Origin of the sequence: Maricaulis sp., from assembly GCF_030149515.1 — a bacterium.
GTDB lineage: Bacteria > Pseudomonadota > Alphaproteobacteria > Caulobacterales > Maricaulaceae > Maricaulis.
The window spans coordinates 246,896-268,767 of sequence record NZ_JASBRI010000022.1 but is presented as its reverse complement, the minus strand read 5'-3'; the positions used below and the strand labels follow the sequence as shown (position 1 = coordinate 268,767).

Sequence of the window (21,872 nt, the reverse complement as noted above, 5' to 3'; positions counted from 1 at the left end):
TGCCGAATGGCCTACAAGACGATACAGGTGAAGACGGAGGGGCGTGTCGGCGTTGTAACGCTGAACCGTCCGCAAGCGCTGAACGCGCTCTGCGACGAACTCACCACCGAACTGTCCGCGGCCCTGGCGGAGTTCGAACGGGACGACGAAATTGGCTGTGTCGTGCTGACCGGGTCGAAGAAGGCCTTTGCCGCCGGTGCCGATATCAAGGAATTGCAGGCGCGCGACCAGGTCGGTCTCTACATGAACGATCCGTTCGCCGAGACCTGGGAATCGGTGTCGCGCTTCCGCAAGCCGATCATCGCGGCCGTGTCGGGCTACGCGCTCGGCGGCGGGTGCGAAATTGCCATGATGTGCGATTTCATCATCGCGTCGGAGACCGCCAAGTTCGGCCAGCCCGAAATCAATCTCGGCGTCATGCCGGGCTCGGGTGGCACGCAGCGCCTGCCGCGCGCCGTGGGCAAGGCCAAGGCGATGGATCTGTGTCTGACCGGGCGCATGATGGATGCCGAGGAGGCCGAGCGTGCCGGCCTGGTGTCGCGTGTCGTGCCGGCCGACGACCTGATGGATACCGTCATGGAGGCGGCCGAGACGATCGCGTCAAAGTCGCTGCCGGTGGCCATGATGACCAAGGAAGCGGTCAATCGCGCCTTCGAGATCGGCCTGACCGAGGGTATCCGCTTCGAACGCCGTGTGTTCCAGTCGCAGTTCGCACTGGAGGACCAGAAGGAGGGTATGGCGGCCTTCGCTGAAAAACGCGCTGCGCATTTCAAGCACCGCTAGGCCGGAATGCGCATTCGGCGGTTGACGGCCCGGTCCCGAAGGCCTATACGCCGCCGCTCACGGAATTTGCCGGGCCCGCTTGGCCCGACCGCATGAAGAGGTAGATCGATGGCCAACACCAACTCGGCCAAGAAAATGGTTCGCAAGATTGCGCGTCGCACGGCCGTCAACAAGGCCCGCCGCTCGCGCGTGCGGACGTTTGTGAAGAAGGTCGAGCTGGCGATCGCTTCGGGCGATCAGGCCGCGGCCAAGACCGCTCTGGTCCAGGCGGAATCGGAAATGATGCGCGCCGTCAGCAATGGCGTGGTCCACAAGAATACCGGTTCGCGGAAAGTCTCGCGCCTGTCGGCCCGCGTGAAGGCCATGTCCGCCTGACGCCGATCCGGCATCAGCCGAATTCAATGCGCCCGGGATACACGTCCCGGGCGTATTTTTTTGCGCGCGCACAAACCGCGGTCTTCAAGGTGCACCCCAGGCCCGCGCGGCTGCTTGAATAATTTTAATCCTCATACGGAGAGCTTGCCAGGCGTACATTTCGATGATGCTCGTGCTATCGGGTCGCAAAACGGTTCCGTTTTGCGACCAGCAGAAGTGTCATCAATCTGTCAAAAATGACAAGCTTCGATCCGATCACGGATTTCCCGTGTCAAGCGAAGAATCTCGGATTTGAGGCGCTGAATCATGTTGACCACAATTAGGAGAGGCGTAACCTCTGGGCTCCTGAGGGCGATCATTCCCATGCGGATCACATTCCGAGAGCAGCGCCGCCGCCGCGAGCGCTGTATGAGGGGGAAATGCGTCTAAATAACAAACACATAGCTCGTGCATCCTGACGAGAAAAACAAAAGTGTGGCGAACGATGGCGTTAAACAAATTGGCGGTGGCAGAGGCGAAGCCCGCGGGCATCGAGACGGGTAGATCGGACGGAATTTCGGCGATTTGGCGGCAGGTGCGGGCGCATCTTAGAGATGAGTGCGGTCCGGCCATATACTCGCAGGAAATTGCCCGCCTGCGTGTGCGCGTATCGGAGTCCGGTGCGATAATCATTATCGCACCCAGCAGTTTTAATCGCGACTGGGTCGAGGATCATTGGGGTGCCCGGATTCGTGCGATCTGGGCCGAACTCGACAGCACGCACCGGGCGGTTCATCTGGTTGCCGAAGGCGAGGCCGAGCCGCAACCGGTGGTCGCGCCGTCCGCCGAGCGCGCAGTCACCGCGCCGGCGCCTGCAGCGTCTTCCGCGCCCGAAAGCGCTCCGGTCAGCGAGACCCGCTTCACCTTCGACAGTTTCCGGGTCGGCCCGGCGAACGAAGTGGCGGCGGCAGCCGCGCGCACCGTGGTCGGCGCCCAGACGCCGCCGTTCAATCCGGTCTTCTTCTACGGCGATTACGGTGTCGGCAAGACCCACCTGATGCATGCTGTGGCCAGCGCGTTCGAACATACGTCGCGGCCGCGCAAGGCGCTTTATCTGACGGCAGAGGAATTCCTCTCCGGTTTTGTCACCGCCATGCGGGCACGCGACACGATCGCCTTCAAGGAGACCGTGCGCCGCGTGGATGTCCTGCTGGTCGACGATGTCCATTTCATCGCCGGCAAGCCCAAGACCGAAGACGAATTCCTCAACACGGTTGCTGCCCTTGTGGCCGAGAACAAGCAGGTGGTGCTCGCCTCGCACCGCCCTCCGGCCGAGCTTCAGGTCTCCGACGACCGCCTGCGCTCGCTCCTGGTCGGCGGTCTGGCCTGTCCGCTGGGCAAACCCGATCTCGACCTGCGCCGGCAAATCCTGGACTGCAAGATCGCCCAGGCCAAATGCCACTATCCGGTGCTGGATGTGCCTGAGGCCGTGCGCGACTTCCTCGCCGCGCGCATCACGTCCAGTCCGCGCGAACTGGAGGGGGTCCTCAACAATGTCATCTGCCGCACGGCCCTGCTCGGTCTGCCGGTGACGATGGAAGCCGTGTCGACGGCCCTGCGCGAGCTGTCGCTCAGCTCGGAGCGGCGCCTCACCGTGGACGAGATCCAGAAGGCCGTGGCGTCGCATTACGGTGTCACGCCCGCGGATATCTGTTCCAAGCGACGGACCCAGAGTGTCGTGCGTCCGCGTCATATTGCCATGTATCTGGCCAAGACAATGACCACGCGCTCGCTGCCCGATATCGGGCGCCGTTTCGGCGGGCGCGACCACTCGACGGTAATCCATGCGGTCAACAAGGTGACGGCGCTGCTCGATGCCGGAGATCCCGTGGCAGACGACATCGACCGTCTCACGCAGGAGCTCCAGGGCTGACGCCCGGCGCTTCACGATGCCCAAGGGGAACGCGCGGACGCTGGAGAAATCTCTTGCGAACGCGCGTTTTCATGTATCCTCTTTGACCCACCCTGATTTGCGCCGCGGGTGACAAGCCCGCAGTGCCGTCCAAACAGACGTCGATGTCGAAAACGTTGAAAGCGGAACGCGAGACATGAAGCTGACGATCGAGCGCGCCACGCTCCTGAAGGCCCTGGGCCATGTTCAGGCCGTCGTCGAAAAGCGCAACACCATTCCGATCCTGTCCAATGTGCTGATCTCGGCGGGCCCTGACGGAGCCAGTTTCGCCGCCACCGATCTCGACATCGAGATCCTGGAAACCACCGATGCGCAATGCGATGGCGAGGGCCTGGTCACGGCCCCCGCGCACACGCTCTACGACATCACGCGCAAACTGCCCGACGGGGCCGATGTGACCCTGGAGATGAATGGCGGCGACCCGCGGCTGACGCTCAAGGCCGGCCGGTCCAACTTCTCCCTGCCATCCCTGCCTCCGGGTGACTTCCCGGTCATGCCGACCGAGGATCTCGAACACCGTTTCTCGGTCCCGGCGAACGAGCTGGCGCGGCTGATCGACAAGACGCGTTTCGCCATCTCCACCGAGGAGACGCGCTATTACCTCAACGGTATCCACCTGCATGCCGCCGAGGAGGATGGCCGCAAGACCCTGCGCGCCGTGGCCACGGATGGCGTCCGCCTGGCGCTCGCCGAGATCGACCTGCCCGAGGGCGCGGCGGGCATGCCCGGCGTGATCGTGCCGCGCAAGACGGTGCAGGAAGTCCGCCGCCTGCTCGAGGATGCCGGTGAAGAGGTCGAAGTGTCCGTCTCCGAGGGCAAGATCCGCTTCCGGCTCGGCCGGGCGGTCCTCACCTCGAAACTGATCGACGGCGCCTTCCCGGACTATGAGCGTGTCATCCCGCGCGGCAATACACGCCTGATGGCGGTGGAGAACAAGCGCTTTGCCGAAGCTGTCGACCGCGTCGCCACCATCTCGGTGGAGAAGTCGCGCTCGGTGAAGCTCACCCTTGGCGAGGACTCGCTGACCCTGGCCGTGAACAATCCGGAAAGCGGCCAGGCCGAGGAGGAACTGGCCGTGTCGTATACGGATGAAGGCTTCGCCATCGGCTTCAACGCCCGCTACATGCTGGACGTCGCCGGCCAGATCGAGGGCGAGGAAGCCCGCTTCCACTTTGCCGACGCCGCCTCGCCGGCGCTGGTCACCGACAGCGGCGATCCCGATGCGCTCTACGTGCTGATGCCGCTCAGGGTGTGACGCACGGGCCCGCCGGATACGACGAGATGACGCCGCCGCCGGTTCCGCCTGCGGCGGTTCGTCGTTTGCGGCTGACCGATTTTCGCGGCTATGCCCTGCTCGATCTCGAGCTCGAAGCCGTCCCTGTGGCCCTCTACGGCGCCAATGGTTCCGGCAAGACCAATCTTCTCGAAGCCGTTTCCTTCCTGGCCCCGGGCCGCGGCCTGCGTTCGGCCGGGGCCGATGCCGTCGTCCGCAAGAGCGATGAGGGCGCGGCGGCGAACTGGGCCGTCTTTGCCGAAGCGCAAACCCGCGAGGGCGCGGTCCGCCTGGGTGTCGGTTCGGGAGAGGGCGGCCGCAGGCAGACGCGGATCGACGGCCAGCCTGCGCCCCAGGGCCAGCTGGCGCGCCTTCTGCCGATGATCTGGCTGACCCCGGCCCAGGACAGGCTCTTCGCCGGGCCGCGGGGCGACCGGCTGAAATTCTTCGACCGCCTGGTCTACTCCGCCGATCCCGCCCACGCCGAAGCCGCCAGCGCCTACGACAAGGTTCGTACACGGCGTCAGCGCCTGCTGGACGAGGGGCGCGCCGATCCGGCCTGGCTGGATGCGCTGGAAACCGAAATGGCCGGCCACGGGGTGGCAATGGCCGCGGCGCGCCTGGAGGCCCTGATCCGTTTGCAGGGCGAGATCGATGCCCGTCCCGAAGGGGCCTTTCCGCAGGCCGACCTTGCCCTGGACGGGGCGGTGGAAGCCGGCCTGGCCGGGGGGCTGGATGCCGGCACGGCGGAAGACCGGTTCGCCCAGGCCCTGCGCGAGGGACGGTCCCGGGATGCGGCCGCCGGCCGGACGCTGACGCCCGGACCGCACCGCACGGAACTCGTCGCCCGCCATCGCGGCAAGGATCGGCCGGCCGGGGATTGTTCGACCGGCGAGCAGAAAGCCCTGATCCTCACCCTGGCCCTGGCGCAGGCCCGTGCACTGGGGCGGCAGTACGGCGCCGCGCCGCTTCTCCTTCTCGACGAGGCCTGCGCCCATCTCGATGCGGCACGGCGCGAGGGCCTCGCCCGGGAAATCCTGGCGACCGGATCGCAGGCCTGGCTGACCGGGGTGGAGCGCGTGCTGTTCGAACCCTTCGGCGCCGGAATCCAGTATTTCGAGATCGATGCGGCGACTGTGACGGCGCAGCCATGACCCCGGAAAACCTCCTCCTGTTCGCCGGTGCGCTGCTGGTGCTTTTTGTCACGCCCGGCCCCGGTATAGCGGCGATGATCGCGCGGACGCTGGATGCCGGGCCCTGGCATGCGGCAATGTATGGTGTGGGCATTCTCACCGGCGACATGTTCTGGTTCACCCTGGCCGTGACCGGACTGTCTGCGCTGGCCACGCAACTGGGCGCTTTCTGGCTGGCGGCCAAGCTTGTCGGCGTGGCCTATCTGTCCTGGATGGCCTATCGCGCCTTCTGGAGTGCCTGGACCGGGGCGCGGCCCAGGCCGGTCTTCAGGGCGGGATCGAAACGCTCCTGGGCGGCGACCTATGTCGCCGGCGTGGCGATGCCGCTGTCCAACCCCAAACCCATCGTCTTCTACCTCACCCTGGTACCGGCCTTTGTGCCGCTGGCGGAGATCACCCCGCTGACCTATGCGCTGATGCTGGCCATCATGGCCGTGCTCGCCGTGCTGACGGCGGGCGCCTATATCGCCGGCGCCCACCGGGCGCGCCAATGGCTGGTTACCCCTACCGTGCGGCGCGGAGCGGACATTGTCACCGGCTGCGTCATGGCGGGAATCGCGCTTCTGCTTCTGTTCGCCCGGTGACGGCGGTGATGGCTTGTTGCCGGGCGCGGGCAATGCGAAGTTGCCGCCATCTGAACCGCGTGAGGGCGGTTCGCGGCTTGGGGACCGGGACATCATGAGCGAGCCGACGACGGACTACCGTCGCCCTTCGCACGCGGATACGCCGCTGCGCGCGAGCGTCGTCATCGCCGTGCTCGACGAGGCCGAGAATGTTGCCGCCGTGTGCGAGGAAACCCTGCGCGGCATGGAGCGCGCAGGCGCGTTCGAGATCGTCTTTGTCGATGACGGGTCCGCGGATGCGACACCGCAGATTCTGCAGGATATCGCCGGCCGGGATCCGCGTGTCCGGCTCGTGCGCCATGACAGGCGTTGCGGCAAGTCCCAGGCCGTGCGGTCCGGCGTGCTGGCTGCCCGTGCGCCCTGGATCGCCACGCTGGACGGGGACGGCCAGAACGATCCGGACGACCTGCCCGACATGCTGGACAAGGCCTGGTCGGGCGAGGGGCTGGCGCCGCTGGTCGCGGGCACACGGGTGCGCCGCGACGATCCGCTCTCGCGCCTCATCGCTACGCGCATCGCCAACGGATTCCGTTCCTGGGTGCTGGGCGATCATTGCCCGGACACCGGCTGCGGCGTGAAAGTGTTTCATCGCGACAGCTTTCTTCTCCTGCCCTGTTTCGAGGGCATGCACCGCTTCCTGCCGGCCCTGTTCCAGCGCTACGGCCATCCGCTGATCAATCATCCGGTCAAGCACCGGGCGCGTGCCGCCGGGTCGTCGAAATACACCAATTGGGGCCGGGCCCTGGTCGGGATTTTCGACACGATGGGCGTGATCTGGCTGGTCCGGCGCACCCGGGCTCCCGGACGGATCGAAGAGCGTCAGCCGAAAGGGCCGGGCGCGTGATCCCGGCCGGCGAACGCCTGGTCTGGAAGGACTGGCTGATCGTCGTCCTTCTGGCCTGTGCCGTCCTGCTGCCGGGTATTGCCGGCCTGCCGCCGGTCGACCGGGACGAGTCCCGCTATGCCGTCGCCACCACGCAGATGCTGGAAAGCGGCGACTACATCGATATCCGTTTCCAGGACCAGCCGCGTCACCTCCAGCCCGCAGGCATCTACTGGCTGCAGGCGATCTCGGTGAGCTTGGCCGGTACCGGCGAGGACCGGCTCATCGCGGTGCACCGCATTCCCTCCTTTCTGGGCATTCTGGCGGCGGTGCTGATGACCGGCGCTATCGGCGCGCACCTGTTCGGCCGGACGGCCGGTATCGCTGCCGCCCTCTTCCTGGCGACCGGGTTTGCCGTGGGTTTCGAGGCGCGCATCGCCAAGACCGATGCCGTCCTCCTGGCCACGATAACGGCGGCTCATCTGGGCCTGTTGCGCATCTATCTCCGGCCCGAAGGCCATTGGTGGCGCCCGGCCCTGTTCTGGGCCGCGCTGGGGGCGGGCATGATGATCAAGGGTCCGATCATCATGCTCTTCGTCGGCCTCACCCTTCTGGCCCTGGGTCTTTGGGACCGCCGTGCCCGCTGGATGCTCCAGCTCAAGCCGTTGTGGGGCGTGCCGCTGTTCCTGGCGATTGCCCTGCCCTGGTATGTCGCGATCGGCATCGTCTCGGACGGCGCGTTTTATGCCGAAGCCGTCGGCGACAGCATGATGGGCAAGGTCGGCGAGAGCCAGCAATCCCATTCCGGCCCCTTCGGCTATTATCTGGGCGTCTTTTCGCTGACCTTCTGGCCCGCCTCCCTGTTCGTCGTCTTCGCCGGATACTGGGTCTGGCAGCACCGGCGCGAGGCGGCGGTGCGCTATCTCATCGCCTGGATCGTGCCGGCCTGGATCGCCTACGAGCTGATCGCCACGAAACTCCCGCACTACGTCATGCCGGTCTATCCGGCGATGGCCTGCCTGGCGGCGGTGGCGCTGTTTTCGGGGCGCGAGAAAAGCCCGCTCTGGGTGCGTACCGGGGCCGGGCTCTATGCGGCCGTCTGGCTGGCTGCCAGTGCGCTGATTGCGGCGCTGGGGCCGGCCGGCGTTCACTGGTCGGAAGGCTATCTGCCGCCGCTCCTGGCCGTGGCCGGCGTGCTGGTCTTCCTGGCTGCCGCGGCCGCCCTTGCCTTCCTGGTCCTGCGCCGGGCCATGCCGGCCCTGGTCAGCGGTGTTGCGGCCGGTGTCATCGCGATGGTCACCATCTACGCCGGCGCACTGCCGCGGCTGGAAACCCTGTGGCTGACCCCGCGCATCGTCGTGGCCGTCGAGGCGGTGCGGCCCTGCCCGGACACCATGCTCGTCACCTCGGCCTATCGCGAGCCCAGCCTGGTCTATCGCCATGGCCCCTATGACACCTACCTCGCGTCGAGCCCGGCCGAGGCCGCCGACCGGCTGGCGCAGGACACGGCCTGCCGCCTGGCCCTGATCGACGACAGCGAGGCGGATCCCTTCCTCGCCCGGGCTTCGGAACTGGGGCTGGACCTCGCCGGGGCCGGACGGATCGAGGGGCAGAATTATTCCAACGGCGACACCATGCGGCTGACGCTCTACCGCGCAACCGCACCCGATCCGGCGCAATGATCGGGCAGGGCCTGGCCGCGGCGCTCAAACGCCATCCGGGCCGGGCGGCCGGTCTTGCCGCGCTGATTGCCCTGTTTTCCCTGGGCGGGTTTGCCACGCTGCTGCTGCCGGCTGAAACCCTGGATCGCCTGCTCGACGGGCTCGCGGCGCTGGGCCGTCATCCCTGGGCGCCGCCGCTGGCGGTGCTGGTTTTCGTCGCCCTGATCACGCTGGGCACGCCGCAGGCCGTGCTGATCGCAGCCCTGGTGGCCGGCTTCGGGCCCTGGGCCGGGTTTGCCTACAGCTGGATCGGCAAGATCCTCGCCTGCGCCCTGGGCTTCGCCATCGGCCGCCGTCTGGGCGCGGGCTGGGTCGACCGCCATGCCGGCCCCGATGCCGCCATCGTCATGGACGAGCTGGCCCGGCACGGTTTCTGGACAAGCGCAGCGATCCGCCTGGTGCCGACCCTGCCGTCCATCGTCATCAATCTCGTTGCCGGCTGCACACCGATGCGATTTCGCGATTTCATCGCCGGCACGGCGGTCGGCTCGGTCCCGAAAATGGCGCTCATCGCCTTTGCCAGCCATGCGGCGATCCTGGGTCTGTCGGGCGCCGGTGCGCAGGCCTGGATCACTCTGGGCGGGGCGATCCTCCTGCTGGTCCTGATCGGGGTTATCGGCCGCGGCTGGATGAGGCGCCGTTTCGGTACGAAACCGCCCGTCTAGCGGGGCCGGACGCCTTGCGCGCGTACGTGCGCGCGCGTGTGCGCGCGAGTGGTCACCGGCCGGTGAAACCTGTACAACAATCTCATGACGGAACAAGCGAATCACGAGTATGGCGCGGAGTCGATCAAGGTCCTCAAGGGCCTCGACGCCGTGCGCAAGCGCCCGGGCATGTATATCGGCGACACCGATGACGGATCCGGCCTGCACCACATGGTCTACGAGGTCGTCGACAATGCGATCGACGAAGCCCTGGCCGGGCATTGCACCGAGGTCGTCGTGGCCCTGCATGCCGACGGTTCGGCCTCGGTGCGCGACGACGGCCGCGGCATCCCCACCGACATCCACAAGGAAGAGGGCGTCTCCGCGGCCCAGGTGATCATGACCCAGCTGCATGCCGGCGGGAAGTTCGACCAGAATTCCTACAAGGTGTCCGGCGGTCTGCACGGGGTGGGCGTGTCGGTCGTGAATGCGCTGTCCGACTGGATGGACCTGACGATCTGGCGGAATGGCAGTCAGCATTACATGCGCTTTCGCCGCGGCGAAGCCGAGGAAGACCTGAAGGTCGTCGGCGATGCGGCGGGCCAGACCGGGACCGAAGTGCGCTTCATGCCGTCCGAAGAGACGTTCTCGATGATCGACTTCGACCGCGAGACGCTGCAGCACCGGCTGCGCGAACTGGCCTTCCTGAATTCCGGCGTGAAGATCACGCTGAAGGACGAGCGTGGACCGGAGCCCTTCTCGGACACGATGATGTATGAAGGCGGCGTGGCCGAATTCGTGGCCCATCTGGACCGCACCAAGACCCCGCTCTTCACCCCGCCCGTCCTGATCCGGGGCGAGCGCGACGGGGTGACGGTGGAAGCGGCGCTGGAATGGAATGACAGCTACCACGAGAATGTGCTCTGCTTCACCAACAACATCCCCCAGCGCGATGGCGGCACCCATCTGGCCGGTTTCCGTGGTGCGCTGACCCGTATCATCAACAATTATGCCGGGTCGTCGGGCCTGGCCTCGAAGGCGAAGGTGGCGATCTCGGGCGATGATGCGCGCGAGGGTCTGACCTGTGTGCTGTCGGTGAAGGTGCCCGACCCGAAATTCTCCTCCCAGACCAAGGACAAGCTGGTCTCTTCGGAAGTCCGTCCCGCCGTCGAGGGTGCGGTCGGCGAGGCGCTGGCGGAATGGTTCGAGGAACATCCGGGCGAAGCCAAGATGGTCGTCTCCAAGATCATCGAGGCCGCCGCCGCCCGCGAGGCTGCGCGCAAGGCGCGCGAGCTGACGCGGCGCAAGTCGGCGCTGGATATCACCTCCCTGCCCGGCAAGCTGGCCGACTGCCAGGAGAAGGATCCGGCCAAGTCCGAACTTTTCATCGTCGAGGGTGATTCAGCCGGCGGCTCGGCCAAGCAGGGCCGTCACCGCGGGAATCAGGCGGTCCTGCCGCTGCGCGGGAAAATCCTCAATGTCGAGCGGGCACGTTTCGACAAGATGCTCTCCTCCGACCAGGTCGGCACGCTGATCACGGCGCTGGGCACGGGCATCGGTCGCGACCAGATCGACTACGAGAAGCTGCGCTATCACAAGGTCATCATCATGACCGACGCCGATGTGGACGGCGCCCACATCCGCACGCTTCTGCTCACCTTCTTCTACCGGCAGATGCCCGAGCTGATCGAGCGCGGCCATCTCTATATCGCCCAGCCGCCGCTCTACAAGATCACCAAGGGCCGCTCGGAGCGCTATGTGAAGGACCAGGCCGAGATGGACGCCTATCTCATCGACGAAGGCGTTTCGGACGCCCATCTCACCCTCGCCGATGGCGAAGTGGTGAGCGGGCAGGACCTGGCCGGACGCGTCGCCGCCGCACGCGGGGTGAAGCTCTCGATCGAGCGTCTGACCGCCCGCGCGCCGGGCTTCGCCCTCGAGGGCGCGGCCCTGGCCGGCGCCCTGGTGCCCGAACCCGACGAGGGGGCGGTCTCCCGCGCCGCAGACCGGCTCAACGCCTTCGCCGACGAGGGCGAGGATAACTGGACGGCCCGTCTGGGCGAGGACTGGGGCCTGATCTTCCAGCGCGAAGTGCGCGGCGTGACCGAAACCGTCGTGCTGGACGCCAATCTGCGCGAAAGCCCTGAGGCCAAGCGCCTGTCCGAGCGAGCCCGCGCTGTAGCGGAGGACTATACCGGCCCCGCCGTCTTCACGCCGAAATCCGGTCCGGTGACCATCTACACGCCCAGCCAGCTGGTCGACGCAGTCACCGCATCGGGCGCCAAGGGGATGAAGATCCAGCGCTACAAGGGGCTGGGCGAAATGAACCCGTCCCAGCTCTGGGAAACCACGCTCGACCCCGATGCCCGCTCCCTCCTCCAGGTCTCGGTCACCCACGCCGACACCGCCGACGAGCTCTTCACCAAGCTCATGGGCGACGTGGTGGAACCGCGCCGCGACTTCATCCAGGAGCATGCGCTGGAAGCCGAGGTGGACGCGTAGGGGGCGTTACCGCTCCGCCTCTGGCGGGGAGAAGGTTCCGGCGGCCTTCACCAGGGCAGCTGCCCCTGGCACCAGCCCCCTTGCCGGCCGAAGAGCCGGGATCTCCTGCGCGACCGCTTCGCCCGGGCCCTCGACCGGGAGGTCCCGGATAGCGCTCACGCACTTCCGGGAAAAATGCGCAGGCCGGAAAGGGCGTGTCTCCGGCCGATGCGTCCGCTATCCCAATTCGCCCCCTAATGCGCCTCCGCCCAGCTCTTCCCCTTCTTCGCATCCACCTCCAGCGGCACGCTGAGCTCCACCGCCGGCGCGCAGGCCTCGCCCATCACCTTTGAGGCCAGGGCGATCAGGTCGTCGGCCTGGTTTTCCGGCACTTCGAAGACGAGTTCGTCGTGCACCTGGAGGAGCATCCTGGCATCCAGGCTGGCGGCCCTGAGGGCGTCGTCCATGCGGATCATGGCGCGGCGGATGACGTCGGCGGCAGAGCCCTGGATGGGCGCATTGATGGCCTGGCGTTCCGCGAACATGCGCATGTTGGGGTTCTTGTCCTTGATCGAGGGAAAGTGGCAGCGGCGGCCGAAAACGGTTTCGACATGTCCGCGTTCCTTCACCTCGGACTTCATGCGGTCCATGTAATCGGCGATGCCGGGGAATTTCCCGAAATAGGCGTCGATGAAGGCCTTGGCCTCCTCGCGCGAGACGTCGATCTGGTTGGCCAGGCCGAAGGCGGAAATGCCGTAGATGACGCCGAAATTGATCGCCTTGGCCTTGCGGCGCACCATCGGGTCCATGCCCTCCACAGGCACGCCGAACACTTCCGACGCGGTCATGGCGTGGATGTCGGCACCGTCCCTGAAGGCCTGTTTCAGACTCTCCACATCGGCGATATGAGCCAGGAGGCGCAGCTCGATCTGGGAATAGTCGGCCGCGACCAGGCAATGGCCCGGCTCGGCGATGAAGACTTCGCGGATCTTGCGGCCTTCCTCGGTGCGGATCGGGATGTTCTGCAGATTGGGTTCGGTCGAGGAGAGCCGCCCTGTCGTCGTTGCCGCGAGCGAGAACGAGCCGTGTACGCGTTTCGTGGCCGGATTGATGTGCTCGAACAGGGCGTCGGAATAGGTCGATTTCAGCTTGGCGAACTGGCGGTACTCCAGCAGCGCGACGGGCAGGTCGTGCCCCTCCGCGGCGAGCTGGTCCAGCACGGTCACATCGGTCGACCAGGCCCCCGTCTTGGTCTTTTTCCCGCCGGGCAGCCCCATCTCGCCAAACAGGATTTCCCCGATCTGTTTCGGTGACGCAACGTTGAACGCGCGTCCGGCCGCCTTGTGCGCGGCCGCCTCGGCGGCAGCCATCTTCCGGGCGAAGTCGGAAGACAACTGGCGCAGCTGATCGGGATCGACCTTGATGCCCGCACGCTCCATGTCGGCGAGCACCTTGGCCATGGGCCGTTCCAGCGTCTCGTAGACCGTGGCCTTCTTTTTCGCGACCAGCGCCGGTTTCAACAACTCCCACAGGCGCAACGTCACATCCGCGTCCTCGGCGGCGTATTGCGTGGCCTTGTCCAGGGCGACCTTGTCGAAACTGATCTGGTTCTTGCCGGTCCCGCAGATCTCCTTGAAGGGGATGCATTCATGGCCCAGATGCAGTTCGGCCAGCTCGTCCATGCCATGCCCGTGCAGGCCCGCCTCCATGACGTAGGAGATCAGCATCGTGTCGTCATAGGGGGCAACCTCGATGCCGTAGCGTGCGAGGACGGCCAGATCGTATTTGAAATTCTGCCCCACCTTGAGAACTCCCGGGTCCTCCAGCAGGGGTTTCAGTGCCGCCAGCGCCTCGTCCATCGGGATCTGGCCGGGCTTTTCGCCGGTGTCGAACATGTCGCCGGATGAACTGGGGTCGACATGGGCCAGAGGAATATAGCAGGCCTCGCCCGGCGCCGTGGCCAGGCATATGCCGACCAGGCCCGATGCCGCCGCCGAGAGCGCATCCGTCTCGGTGTCCACGGCGATCACCCCGGCCCGGTGCGCCTTGTCGATCCAGGCGTTCAGCCGCTCCGTCGTGGTGACGCATTCATAGGCCTCGCGGTCGATCGGCGCGGTGGCATCGCCGGTCTCGTCGGCCGCCGGCCCGCCCAGCGCTTCCTCGACTTTCCGGGTGAAGGTGCGGAATTCCATCTCTTTGAGGAATTTGACCAGGGTTTCCGCATCCGGATCGGTGATGCCGAAGGCGTCCATGTCGTCGACCACCGGCGTGTCCGTCTTCAGCGTCACCAATTGCCGGGAAATGCGCGCATCCTCGGCATGGGCCAGGAGTTTCTCGCGCCGCCCCTTCTGTTTGATCTCGCCGGCCCGCTCCAGCAGCGTGTCGAGATCGCCATATTCGTTGATCAGGAGGGCGGCCGTCTTGACGCCTATACCCGGCACGCCGGGGACATTGTCCACACTGTCGCCGGCCAGCGACTGGATATCGATGACCTTGTCCGGTCCCACGCCGAACTTCTCGAAGACTTCCGGGGCCTCGATGCGGCGGTTCTTCATGGCGTCAAACATGTCCACCTTGTCGGTGACCAGTTGCATCAGATCCTTGTCGGAGGAGACGATGGTCACCTTGGCTCCCCTGGCTTCGGCCTGTCGGGCATAGGTGGCGATAATGTCGTCGGCCTCGTAATTCTCCAGCTCGATGCACGGCGTGCCGAAGGCGCGCGTGGCGTCACGGATCAGCGTGAATTGCGGCACCAGATCTTCCGGCGCCGGCGGCCGGTTCGCCTTGTACAGGTCGTAAAGGTCATTGCGGAAAGACTTGCCGGAATGATCGAAGATCACGGCCAGATGCGAGGGTGCGTCCTCGCCCTTGAGGTCCTCCAGCAGCTTCCACAGCATGTTGCAGAACCCCTGTACGGCGCCTACCGGCGTCCCGTCCGACCGGGTCAGCGGCGGCAGCGCATGATAGGCCCGGAAAATATAGCCCGACCCGTCGATCAGATAGAGGTGGGAGGTCTCGTCGACGGGCTTGGTGATGGCCATGGGGTGTCCTCTTCTCGCATGCCGCGCGAGGTTAGCGCGGTGCGGCGGAGAGGTCATCGGTGGAGTGCGGTGGCCGTCAGGGTTCCAGCTTGCTGCTAACCTGAAGGCAAAGGCGATGAAGAGCGGTATCAACCTCAGGCTCCGAAGGCTCTCCTTCTAAGAACCGGGTCTCCATCGCAATCTCCCCATTTGGGCTGGAGGCCGAGACGCTCAGTTTTACGCCGCCGCGTTCCGAGTTCACGGCAACTCGTGGTCGGTGTAGTGAGCCAATTTCGTGTAGAGCCCGTTCTATTGTGGCTGCATAGCGTTCGTCATCATCCTTCATAGCACCCTCGAAGTGGTAGATTCGATCAGCCGCTAGAGGGTGAGCGGATTCTTTCCGCTCGGCACGGCAAAATCGATGGCTGAGTCCAGCGGTCAAAGCGGCTATAATAATAATTATCCAACCGACCGGAGATCGCTCATGCCCAGTTCCTACTCCCTCGGCGAACGCTACGAGAAGATGATGGAGGATCTCATCGCCTCCGGCCGCTTCAACTCGAAAAGCGAGGTGCTGCGCCACGGGCTGCGCATGGTGGAGGAGAGCGAGGCGCGCTATCTCACCGAACTGGAAGAGCTGCGCGAGGCCGTGCGGATCGGCATGGAGAGCGGGCCGGGCATCCCGGCTGAGGAGGTCTTCGCCGACGTCAAGGCGCACATCGCCAGGATCGCCGCCGAGCGCGAACAGGGCAAATGAAGCTGGATTTTGCACCGGCTGCCAGAGCGGATCTCATGGACATTGCTGACTATATCGCGCGGGACAATCCGGCTCGCGCGGCGAGCTTCGTCGAGGAGTTGAAGGCAGTCTGCAAACGGGCAGCCGCTTTTCCCGAAGCCGCCCCGTCGAGGCCGGAAATCGGTCCGGGCATTCGGGTCCAGTCTTACGCGGCGTATCTTGTACTTTACCGGGTCGGCGCCGACGCGCTTCGCATTGAACGCATCGTGCACGGCAGCCGCACCTTGCCCGACGGGCTCTAACCGCCGAAGCCCATTATCCCCGCCACGATGCCGACCAGCGTGATCGCCGCGATGGCGAAGAGGTTGATGCGGAAACCCGCCTTGATCATCTGGCCCTGGGTCACCGCGCCGGAGGCATAGACGATGGCGTTGGGCGCCGTGGCCACGGGCAGCATGAAGGCGGTCGAGGCGGCGATCGCGACCGGGGCGATCAGCTGTTCCGGCGGCACGCCGGCCTCCAGTGCTATGACGCCCAGTACGGGCAGGAAGGCCGTCGTGGTGGCGACATTGGAAGTAAGTTCGGTCAGGAAGACCACGACCGCCACAATGACCAGGATCAGGACCGGCAGCGGGAAACCGGCGAGGAATTGCATCTGCCCGCCCAGCCAGTCGGCCAGGCCGGTGTCGGTCAGCGCTGCGGCGAGCGACAGGCCGCCGCCGAACAGGATGACGACATTCCAGGGCAGGCGGGCCAGCCCGTCCCAGCTCATCAGCGCCTGGCCCCGGCCTTCGCCCCGGCCGCCGGCGGGTACCAGGAAGGTGGCCAGGGCGCCCATCACGGCGATCTGGGTGTTGCCCAGCTGGATCGAGACGGGCAGGTTCAGCCGCTCGCCCAGCCACGCCAGAAGCGGGTTCCAGCCCCATTCCGTGCCGGGCTGGCCGATCAGCTCGCCGGGCAGGACGCGGCCCATCCACAGGATCGCCACGGTGCCGAACAGCAGGGCGACGCGGACTTCCGGCGCGGTCATCCGGCCAAGGCCTTTGAGCTCCGAACGCACCAGATCGCGCGCCGCCTCGCTCTCCTCGCCGCCCTTCAGATCGAAGGCCCAGCGGGTCAGCACGAACCAGGCGGCGGGAACGATCAGGATCACCGCAGGCAGGCCCAGCATCATCCAGGTGGCGAAATCGATGGAGCGGGAAAACTCGTTTTGCAGATAACCGATGCCGATGAGGTTTGTCGGCGTGCCTACCGGGGTCGCCATGCCGCCGATAGAGGCGGCATAGGCCACGCCCAGGGCCAGGGCAGGAGCAAAGAATTTCGAGGTCATGCCCTCGCGTTCGACCTCCTCGGCGACCTTCAGGGCGATGGGGATCATCATCAGCGTGGTCGCCGTGTTGGAGATCCACATCGACAACAGTGCCGAGGCGATCATGAAACCGCCGATCAGGGCGGCCGGCTTGCCGCCGGCGCGGACGACGACATTGAGTGCGATCCGGGTGTGCAGGTTCCATCGCTCGATTGACAGGGCGACGATGAAACCGCCCAGCAGCAGCATGACGATGGGGCTGGCATAGGGAGCCGTTGCCGCACCGGTCGAGGTGATGCCCAGAAGCGGGAACAGCGCCATCGGGATCAGCGCCGTGGCCGCGATGGGAATGGCTTCTGTGGCCCACCAGCTGGCCATCAGGAGGGCGAGCGAGGCGAGCAGCCAGGCCTCGCGGCTCAACCCGTCAGGTACGGGCGCGAACTGGACCCCGGCCGCCAGGACGAGGCCGGCGATCAGCCCGATACGCTGGCTGCGAGATTGACCCAAAGACGCCTCCCCAGTCGTCTTGTGCGGCTGTATGCCGGCGCCGGTACGGCCCGGTCAGGCGTTCGGGTCTTCCTTCGATCCCTTGCGCACGAAACGGCGGTCGCAATAGCCGCATTCGACGAAATCGTCTTCGCCCATTTCCAGATAGACCTTGGGATGGCCCAGTGCGCCGCCGCCTCCGTCGCAGGCAATGCGGTGCTGATCCGTGACGATGATTTCCGGCGGCGGAACGGCGTTGTCGGTATTGGCCATGGATGCAGTCCTCATGGACAGAAGCTAAGACGATCCCTAGGTATGGCGCCTAGTTATGGCGCTTGACCCAGTCCCGTCAATTCCGAGGCCACATGCCCGACAGTTCCTCCTTGCCCGAATTCGCCCTGGAAGCCCGCGGTCTGAAAAAGACCTATGCCGGATCGAAGAATGCGCCGCCGAAGGAGGCGCTCAAGGGGGTCGATCTGAAAGTGCCGCGCGGCTCCATCTTCGGGCTGCTGGGCCCCAATGGCGCGGGCAAGTCGACCTTCATCAATATTTTCGCCGGCCTGGTGAACAAGACGTCCGGCGTGGCCAGGACCTGGGGGATCGATATCGATCGGGACAGCCGCGCCGCGCGTGCCGCGATCGGCGTGGTGCCTCAGGAAATCAATATGGACGTCTTCTTCACGCCCTATGAGACGCTGGAGCTGATGGCCGGTTTCTACGGCGTACCCCGGGGCGAACGGCGGACGGCGGAATTGCTTGAAGCAGTGGGACTCGCGGACAAGCGCGATGCCTATGTGCGGCAATTGTCCGGCGGCATGAAACGGCGCCTTCTGGTGGCCAAGGCGATGGTGCACACCCCGCCCGTCCTGGTGCTCGACGAGCCGACGGCGGGGGTGGATATCGAGCTGCGCCGGCAATTGTGGGCCTATGTGCGAGAACTGCATGCCCGCGGCACCACCATCGTTCTGACCACCCACTATCTCGAGGAAGCCCAGGAGCTGTGCGACGAGATCGCCATTGTCGACCAGGGCGAGGTGATTGCATGCGAGCCCACCGAAACCCTGCTCAAGCGCATGGATTCGAAGACGCTGGTGATCGACCCGGTCGACCCCATGTCGGACATTCCCGCCGAGCTGGCGCAATACGACGCGGAGATCCGCGCCGACGGGGCCCTGGCCATCACCTACCGCTATGGCGAGCAGTCAGTTGCGGAGATGATCGAGAAATTCCGGGCTTCGGGCCACCGTATCGACGACTTGCGCACCGAAGAGGCCGATCTGGAAGACGTTTTTCTGGCGCTGACCTATAATCGCGAAACCGCCTGAGCGGGATTGAAACACCCCTTATCCCCGGCAACCTGCCCTTTTTCCGGCACGATCCCGTCGCATCCTGATTTTGGCCGCAAGGAGGCCGGGCGCGCGGAAAGACTATGCGGTTCACGAGATTAGGGAGGTTGCCATGCGTATGCATCATGTCCGGAAGTTCTTCGCCATCCTGGTTTCGGCGCCGTTGTTTATCTTCCTGGCCTGGTTCTTCGGTATCTTCATGCAGCCCCAGGGCGAGATCGGTGCCGGTTTTGCGCTGGGCCTCATTGCCGCATCCGCCCTTGCTGCGCTGTGGGTGTATGGCTGGCTGATGCGGCCCGGGCCCAAGATGCGGTTCCGCAACCGGGGGGTCGACGGGTATGACCGGGACTGGGGTATGGGCCTGACCGGTTATGCCGGACACAAGGACGGCGGACGCCGCCGCCGCGATGACGATACGCCCGACGATCTGGGCGGGCGGCGCTCGTCGGGGGAGATGGACGGCGATGCGGACGGGCTGGAGGGCGGATCGCTGGCCTGACTGCGGCGCCTGCCTGGACCCGGACAATGATGTCCGGGTCTCTTTGTTGACAATAATTTGATAATTGGCTAATTGTCTAAATTATGAGCGATGTCTTCAAAGCCCTTGCCGATCCGACCCGGCGCCAGGTCCTCCAGGCACTCAAGCGCGGGCCGAAATCCGCCGGCGAGCTGGCCGGGGCCTTCCCGGTCTCCAAGCCGACCATGTCGGCGCATTTCGCGGTGCTGCGCGAGGCGGGCCTGATCACGGCCGAACGGCAGGGCAAGTCGATCCTCTACCACCTCAATGTTTCGGTCCTCGAAGAGGCCTTGCTCGGCTTTGCCGGTGTTTTCGGCCTCGGTTCGGACGCAAACCCCGGAGATCCATCATGATCACTCGAAATGTCGGTTTCGCGCTTGGCTTTGCCGCCTTCCTCATCCTGGTCTCCCTGGCCGCAGTGCTTGCCGACCGGCAGGGCTGGATCGGGACCGGCATGCCCGACCGCATAGTCGGGGTTCTGATAGGTCTCACCGTGGCGGTGTTCTCGAACCCGGCCGCCAAGCGCCTGCCGGGCGCCGGTGACGGGGAAGCCAGGACGGCGGCCCACGCAGCCTTCCGCCGCTTTTTCGCGCTGACCCTGGTGCTCGCCGGTATCGGCTATTCGATGGTCTGGCTGTTCGCGCCCGTGGCGCTGGCGCCCTGGATTGCGGTCGGTGTCATGCTGGCCGGATTTGTCATCATCGGCCTGCGCGGCGTTCTGGGTGGCGCGCGTGCGCCGCGGGGCTGAATTCGCCAAGCGCAACCGCGTTGCACCCCGCGGCCGCTTCGGGTAAGGGTGCGCCTCTCGCGCACCCATAGCTCAGCTGGATAGAGCGCTGCCCTCCGAAGGCAGAGGTCTCAGGTTCGAATCCTGATGGGTGCGCCACTCTCACCTTGTTCCCGCTCCGCTCGACCCGAGTTCGCCGCCGCTGTCGGTGTCGGGGTCGATGCTCATATGGAACGCGCTCGGTTTGAACGCGATCTTCCGGTGCGCGCCATTTCCTTGATCTCACGGCAGTTCGCTGCACCCGTGCCTGCGAGCCCTGCCATGAGGGTCTTCCGGTCCTTCAGGTCCTGGCGATGCCGGACAAAAAAGAGGCGGCATCGGGATGCCGCCTCAGTTGGTGCCTCAATCAGACAGCACTGGATTTGTGTTGCGCCTGCCGGCTGCTAGATGAAGTAGCCGAGTATGGTTGCCGGTGCGGCGTTGGCGATGGAGAGCGCCTGGACGCCGAGTTGTTGCTTGACCTGCAGCGATTGCAGGCGGGCGCTTTCCTTCGCCAGGTCCGCGTCGACCAGATTGCCGATCCCCACCTCAAGGGCGTCGGACAGCTTGCCGATGAAGGACTGGTGCACGCCGAGCGCCTTGGACGCCGTGCCCAGGCGGGCGAGCGAAGCGTTGAGATTGTCCAGCGACGTCTCGATGGTCGTGGTTACCGAAGAGGCATCCCCGGCCGAGCTGAAGGAAGCGGTCGCCGACAGGGTCACCACCGCACCGCCCAGCGACAGGTTCTCGTCCGAGATGACGATGGACGACGTGCCGTCGGCATTGGCCAGGGCGCTGATCGACGTCACGCTGTTGTTGATCAGATTGGTTCCGTTGAATTCTGCGGTTTCGACGATCTTGGCGATCTGGTCGCGAAGGGCCTTGAAATCCTCGTTGAGAGCACTGCGCGAAGCGGTGTCGAGTGACGTGTCAGACGCGGCCAGCGCCTTTTCCTTCATTTCGACCAGAAGATCCGAAATGGCCTCGCCGCCGGCCAGGGCGACATCGACCGTCGAGGTTGCCAGATCCAGCGATCCGCTGACCGCAGCATAGCCATTGACGTCGGAGCGCATCTTCTGGGCGATGGCGTAGACGCCGCCATTGTCTTTCGCCGATGCAACGGCGAGTCCGGTATTGATGCGGCTCTGGACCTGTTCCAGATCGCGATTGGTCTGGTTCAGCGTTTGCAGCGCCATCATGGCGCCGGCATTGGTGTTGATCGTTGCCATTTCTTGGCCCCCACTCACTGTTTCCACACGAGCGCTCCGCTGCCGGAATTCGTCCTGTTCGCGGTCTTTCTGCGGGGCGATACTGTGAAATATAACTTGACAAAGCTAATAAACTTTGTATGTGCGATTCATATCGTGAAAAGAGTTGTGTTAGCGCACCGGCGCCGCCCGCGCCGCACTCTTTGTGCGCCCGATATGCAGCATGAAAAACAAGAGGTTGGCGTTTGGGCAGTGAGGGCCCGTCAATCCGGCTTTGGGTGGATTCGGGGTGGTTTTTTCGAAAAACCGGGTGGAAAGTTCGGCGTGTCTCGGGCCGGGCAGGGTGATTTGAGGGGCGGAGATCCGAGCCTGAATAGAATATTACAGGCCGGTTCAGGCCAGGCACCACAATCCGGTACAGATCCCGAAAACAAGCTGCATGGCGAGATCCAAAAGCCCGGTTACCACCAACAGGGGGATGCCGACATAGAGAATGGCCAGCCACACGGCCGCCAGGGTGGGTCGGGGTTCCGGGATACGGTAACCCATCACGGTCCGGGTCTTTCTCGCGAACACGCAGACAGTCTCCGTTCTGCTCAGGCAGTCTCGACTTGACG

General features: G+C 65.3%; 21 protein-coding genes and 1 tRNA gene. 17 read left to right on the top strand and 5 right to left on the bottom strand.

The window, feature by feature from the left end; all coding sequences use genetic code 11:
* Positions 1 to 6: 6 nt before the first annotated feature.
* The 10 genes from Q1U94_RS10160 (at position 7) to gyrB (ending at position 11,888) form a co-directional block, all read left to right on the top strand.
* Entirely contained in the window at positions 7 to 783 is a 777-nt protein-coding gene (locus Q1U94_RS10160; protein ID WP_300544082.1) for an enoyl-CoA hydratase, read from the top strand.
* Between the two features lie 108 nt (positions 784 to 891).
* The gene (rpsT, locus tag Q1U94_RS10155) at positions 892 to 1,158 is read left to right on the top strand and encodes a 30S ribosomal protein S20 (RefSeq protein WP_300544080.1); all 267 of its coding nucleotides are present in this window, start codon (positions 892 to 894) and stop codon (positions 1,156 to 1,158) included.
* A gap of 484 nt (positions 1,159 to 1,642) precedes the next feature.
* Positions 1,643 to 3,070: a chromosomal replication initiator protein DnaA gene (dnaA, locus tag Q1U94_RS10150; RefSeq protein WP_300544078.1), complete on the top strand. Its 1,428-nt coding sequence runs from the start codon at positions 1,643 to 1,645 to the stop codon at positions 3,068 to 3,070.
* A 175-nt stretch (positions 3,071 to 3,245) separates the two neighbouring features.
* Positions 3,246 to 4,364 carry a DNA polymerase III subunit beta gene (gene dnaN, locus Q1U94_RS10145; RefSeq protein ID WP_300544076.1) on the top strand — a complete coding sequence of 373 codons (1,119 nt, stop codon included), beginning with the start codon at positions 3,246 to 3,248 and terminating at the stop codon, positions 4,362 to 4,364.
* Between the two features lie 26 nt (positions 4,365 to 4,390).
* Entirely contained in the window at positions 4,391 to 5,536 is a 1,146-nt protein-coding gene (gene recF, locus Q1U94_RS10140) for a DNA replication/repair protein RecF (protein ID WP_300544074.1), read from the top strand.
* Complete coding sequence (locus Q1U94_RS10135) at positions 5,533 to 6,159, top strand: LysE family translocator (RefSeq protein ID WP_300544072.1); 627 nt, start codon at positions 5,533 to 5,535, stop codon at positions 6,157 to 6,159. Before recF ends, Q1U94_RS10135 begins: the two co-directional genes overlap by 4 nt.
* Before the next feature lie 94 nt (positions 6,160 to 6,253).
* A complete protein-coding gene (locus Q1U94_RS10130; protein WP_300544070.1) occupies positions 6,254 to 7,042 on the top strand; it encodes a glycosyltransferase family 2 protein in 789 nt (262 codons plus the stop codon).
* Positions 7,039 to 8,703, top strand: coding sequence for a glycosyltransferase family 39 protein (locus Q1U94_RS10125; RefSeq protein WP_300544068.1), 1,665 nt, complete (start codon positions 7,039 to 7,041; stop codon positions 8,701 to 8,703). The genes Q1U94_RS10130 and Q1U94_RS10125 overlap by 4 nt, the downstream gene beginning before the upstream one ends.
* Positions 8,700 to 9,407, top strand: coding sequence for a VTT domain-containing protein (locus Q1U94_RS10120; protein WP_300544066.1), 708 nt, complete (start codon positions 8,700 to 8,702; stop codon positions 9,405 to 9,407). Before Q1U94_RS10125 ends, Q1U94_RS10120 begins: the two co-directional genes overlap by 4 nt.
* Positions 9,408 to 9,491: 84 nt before the next feature.
* A complete protein-coding gene (gene gyrB / locus Q1U94_RS10115) occupies positions 9,492 to 11,888 on the top strand; it encodes a DNA topoisomerase (ATP-hydrolyzing) subunit B (protein WP_300544064.1) in 2,397 nt (798 codons plus the stop codon).
* Between the two features lie 233 nt (positions 11,889 to 12,121).
* On the opposite strand, the gene polA is transcribed toward gyrB, so the two are convergent.
* Positions 12,122 to 14,908, bottom strand: a complete 2,787-nt coding sequence (polA, locus tag Q1U94_RS10110) for a DNA polymerase I (RefSeq protein WP_300544061.1) — start codon at positions 14,906 to 14,908, stop codon at positions 12,122 to 12,124.
* A gap of 463 nt (positions 14,909 to 15,371) precedes the next feature.
* Between polA and Q1U94_RS10105 the strand changes: the two genes are divergently transcribed.
* Both Q1U94_RS10105 and Q1U94_RS10100 read left to right on the top strand, forming a co-directional pair.
* Positions 15,372 to 15,644 carry a type II toxin-antitoxin system ParD family antitoxin gene (locus tag Q1U94_RS10105; protein WP_300544059.1) on the top strand — a complete coding sequence of 91 codons (273 nt, stop codon included), beginning with the start codon at positions 15,372 to 15,374 and terminating at the stop codon, positions 15,642 to 15,644.
* On the top strand, positions 15,641 to 15,925 hold the full coding sequence (locus Q1U94_RS10100; protein WP_300544057.1) for a type II toxin-antitoxin system RelE/ParE family toxin: 285 nt from the start codon (positions 15,641 to 15,643) through the stop codon (positions 15,923 to 15,925). Before Q1U94_RS10105 ends, Q1U94_RS10100 begins: the two co-directional genes overlap by 4 nt.
* Here the strand turns inward: Q1U94_RS10100 and Q1U94_RS10095 are convergent.
* Both Q1U94_RS10095 and Q1U94_RS10090 read right to left on the bottom strand, forming a co-directional pair.
* Positions 15,922 to 17,439: an SLC13 family permease gene (locus tag Q1U94_RS10095; protein WP_300544055.1), complete on the bottom strand. Its 1,518-nt coding sequence runs from the start codon at positions 17,437 to 17,439 to the stop codon at positions 15,922 to 15,924. The genes Q1U94_RS10100 and Q1U94_RS10095 overlap by 4 nt on opposite strands.
* 54 nt (positions 17,440 to 17,493) lie before the next feature.
* Positions 17,494 to 17,691 carry a zinc-finger domain-containing protein gene (locus Q1U94_RS10090; protein ID WP_300544053.1) on the bottom strand — a complete coding sequence of 66 codons (198 nt, stop codon included), beginning with the start codon at positions 17,689 to 17,691 and terminating at the stop codon, positions 17,494 to 17,496.
* A 92-nt stretch (positions 17,692 to 17,783) separates the two neighbouring features.
* On the opposite strand from Q1U94_RS10090, the gene Q1U94_RS10085 reads away from it, so the two are divergent.
* The 5 genes from Q1U94_RS10085 (at position 17,784) to Q1U94_RS10065 (ending at position 20,167) form a co-directional block, all read left to right on the top strand.
* Positions 17,784 to 18,743 (top strand): ABC transporter ATP-binding protein, encoded by a 960-nt coding sequence (locus tag Q1U94_RS10085; RefSeq protein WP_300544051.1) that lies wholly within the window; start codon positions 17,784 to 17,786, stop codon positions 18,741 to 18,743.
* A gap of 133 nt (positions 18,744 to 18,876) precedes the next feature.
* Positions 18,877 to 19,263, top strand: coding sequence for a hypothetical protein (locus tag Q1U94_RS10080; protein ID WP_300544049.1), 387 nt, complete (start codon positions 18,877 to 18,879; stop codon positions 19,261 to 19,263).
* An 83-nt stretch (positions 19,264 to 19,346) separates the two neighbouring features.
* On the top strand, positions 19,347 to 19,634 hold the full coding sequence (locus tag Q1U94_RS10075) for an autorepressor SdpR family transcription factor (RefSeq protein ID WP_300544047.1): 288 nt from the start codon (positions 19,347 to 19,349) through the stop codon (positions 19,632 to 19,634).
* Positions 19,631 to 20,029 carry a hypothetical protein gene (locus tag Q1U94_RS10070; RefSeq protein ID WP_300544044.1) on the top strand — a complete coding sequence of 133 codons (399 nt, stop codon included), beginning with the start codon at positions 19,631 to 19,633 and terminating at the stop codon, positions 20,027 to 20,029. Before Q1U94_RS10075 ends, Q1U94_RS10070 begins: the two co-directional genes overlap by 4 nt.
* A gap of 61 nt (positions 20,030 to 20,090) precedes the next feature.
* Positions 20,091 to 20,167 (top strand) — tRNA-Arg (locus Q1U94_RS10065).
* A 284-nt stretch (positions 20,168 to 20,451) separates the two neighbouring features.
* On the opposite strand, the gene Q1U94_RS10060 is transcribed toward Q1U94_RS10065, so the two are convergent.
* Positions 20,452 to 21,276: a flagellin gene (locus Q1U94_RS10060; RefSeq protein WP_300544042.1), complete on the bottom strand. Its 825-nt coding sequence runs from the start codon at positions 21,274 to 21,276 to the stop codon at positions 20,452 to 20,454.
* Positions 21,277 to 21,648: 372 nt separating this feature from the next.
* Positions 21,649 to 21,831 (bottom strand): hypothetical protein, encoded by a 183-nt coding sequence (locus Q1U94_RS10055; protein ID WP_300544039.1) that lies wholly within the window; start codon positions 21,829 to 21,831, stop codon positions 21,649 to 21,651.
* Between the last annotated feature and the right edge of the window lie 41 nt (positions 21,832 to 21,872).

Bases quoted from the DNA above. Each gene is read 5' to 3' on its own strand.
- Q1U94_RS10160 (WP_300544082.1), top strand. From the start codon at position 7: ATGGCCTACAAGACGATACAGGTGAAGACGGAGGGGCGTGTCGGCGTT.
- rpsT (WP_300544080.1), top strand. From the start codon at position 892: ATGGCCAACACCAACTCGGCCAAGAAAATGGTTCGCAAGATTGCGCGT.
- dnaA (WP_300544078.1), top strand. From the start codon at position 1,643: ATGGCGTTAAACAAATTGGCGGTGGCAGAGGCGAAGCCCGCGGGCATC.
- dnaN (WP_300544076.1), top strand. From the start codon at position 3,246: ATGAAGCTGACGATCGAGCGCGCCACGCTCCTGAAGGCCCTGGGCCAT.
- recF (WP_300544074.1), top strand. From the start codon at position 4,391: ATGACGCCGCCGCCGGTTCCGCCTGCGGCGGTTCGTCGTTTGCGGCTG.
- Q1U94_RS10135 (WP_300544072.1), top strand. From the start codon at position 5,533: ATGACCCCGGAAAACCTCCTCCTGTTCGCCGGTGCGCTGCTGGTGCTT.
- Q1U94_RS10130 (WP_300544070.1), top strand. From the start codon at position 6,254: ATGAGCGAGCCGACGACGGACTACCGTCGCCCTTCGCACGCGGATACG.
- Q1U94_RS10120 (WP_300544066.1), top strand. From the start codon at position 8,700: ATGATCGGGCAGGGCCTGGCCGCGGCGCTCAAACGCCATCCGGGCCGG.
- gyrB (WP_300544064.1), top strand. From the start codon at position 9,492: ATGACGGAACAAGCGAATCACGAGTATGGCGCGGAGTCGATCAAGGTC.
- polA (WP_300544061.1), bottom strand. From the start codon at position 14,908: ATGGCCATCACCAAGCCCGTCGACGAGACCTCCCACCTCTATCTGATC.
- Q1U94_RS10105 (WP_300544059.1), top strand. From the start codon at position 15,372: ATGCCCAGTTCCTACTCCCTCGGCGAACGCTACGAGAAGATGATGGAG.
- Q1U94_RS10100 (WP_300544057.1), top strand. From the start codon at position 15,641: ATGAAGCTGGATTTTGCACCGGCTGCCAGAGCGGATCTCATGGACATT.
- Q1U94_RS10090 (WP_300544053.1), bottom strand. From the start codon at position 17,691: ATGGCCAATACCGACAACGCCGTTCCGCCGCCGGAAATCATCGTCACG.
- Q1U94_RS10085 (WP_300544051.1), top strand. From the start codon at position 17,784: ATGCCCGACAGTTCCTCCTTGCCCGAATTCGCCCTGGAAGCCCGCGGT.
- Q1U94_RS10080 (WP_300544049.1), top strand. From the start codon at position 18,877: ATGCGTATGCATCATGTCCGGAAGTTCTTCGCCATCCTGGTTTCGGCG.
- Q1U94_RS10075 (WP_300544047.1), top strand. From the start codon at position 19,347: ATGAGCGATGTCTTCAAAGCCCTTGCCGATCCGACCCGGCGCCAGGTC.
- Q1U94_RS10070 (WP_300544044.1), top strand. From the start codon at position 19,631: ATGATCACTCGAAATGTCGGTTTCGCGCTTGGCTTTGCCGCCTTCCTC.
- Q1U94_RS10060 (WP_300544042.1), bottom strand. From the start codon at position 21,276: ATGGCAACGATCAACACCAATGCCGGCGCCATGATGGCGCTGCAAACG.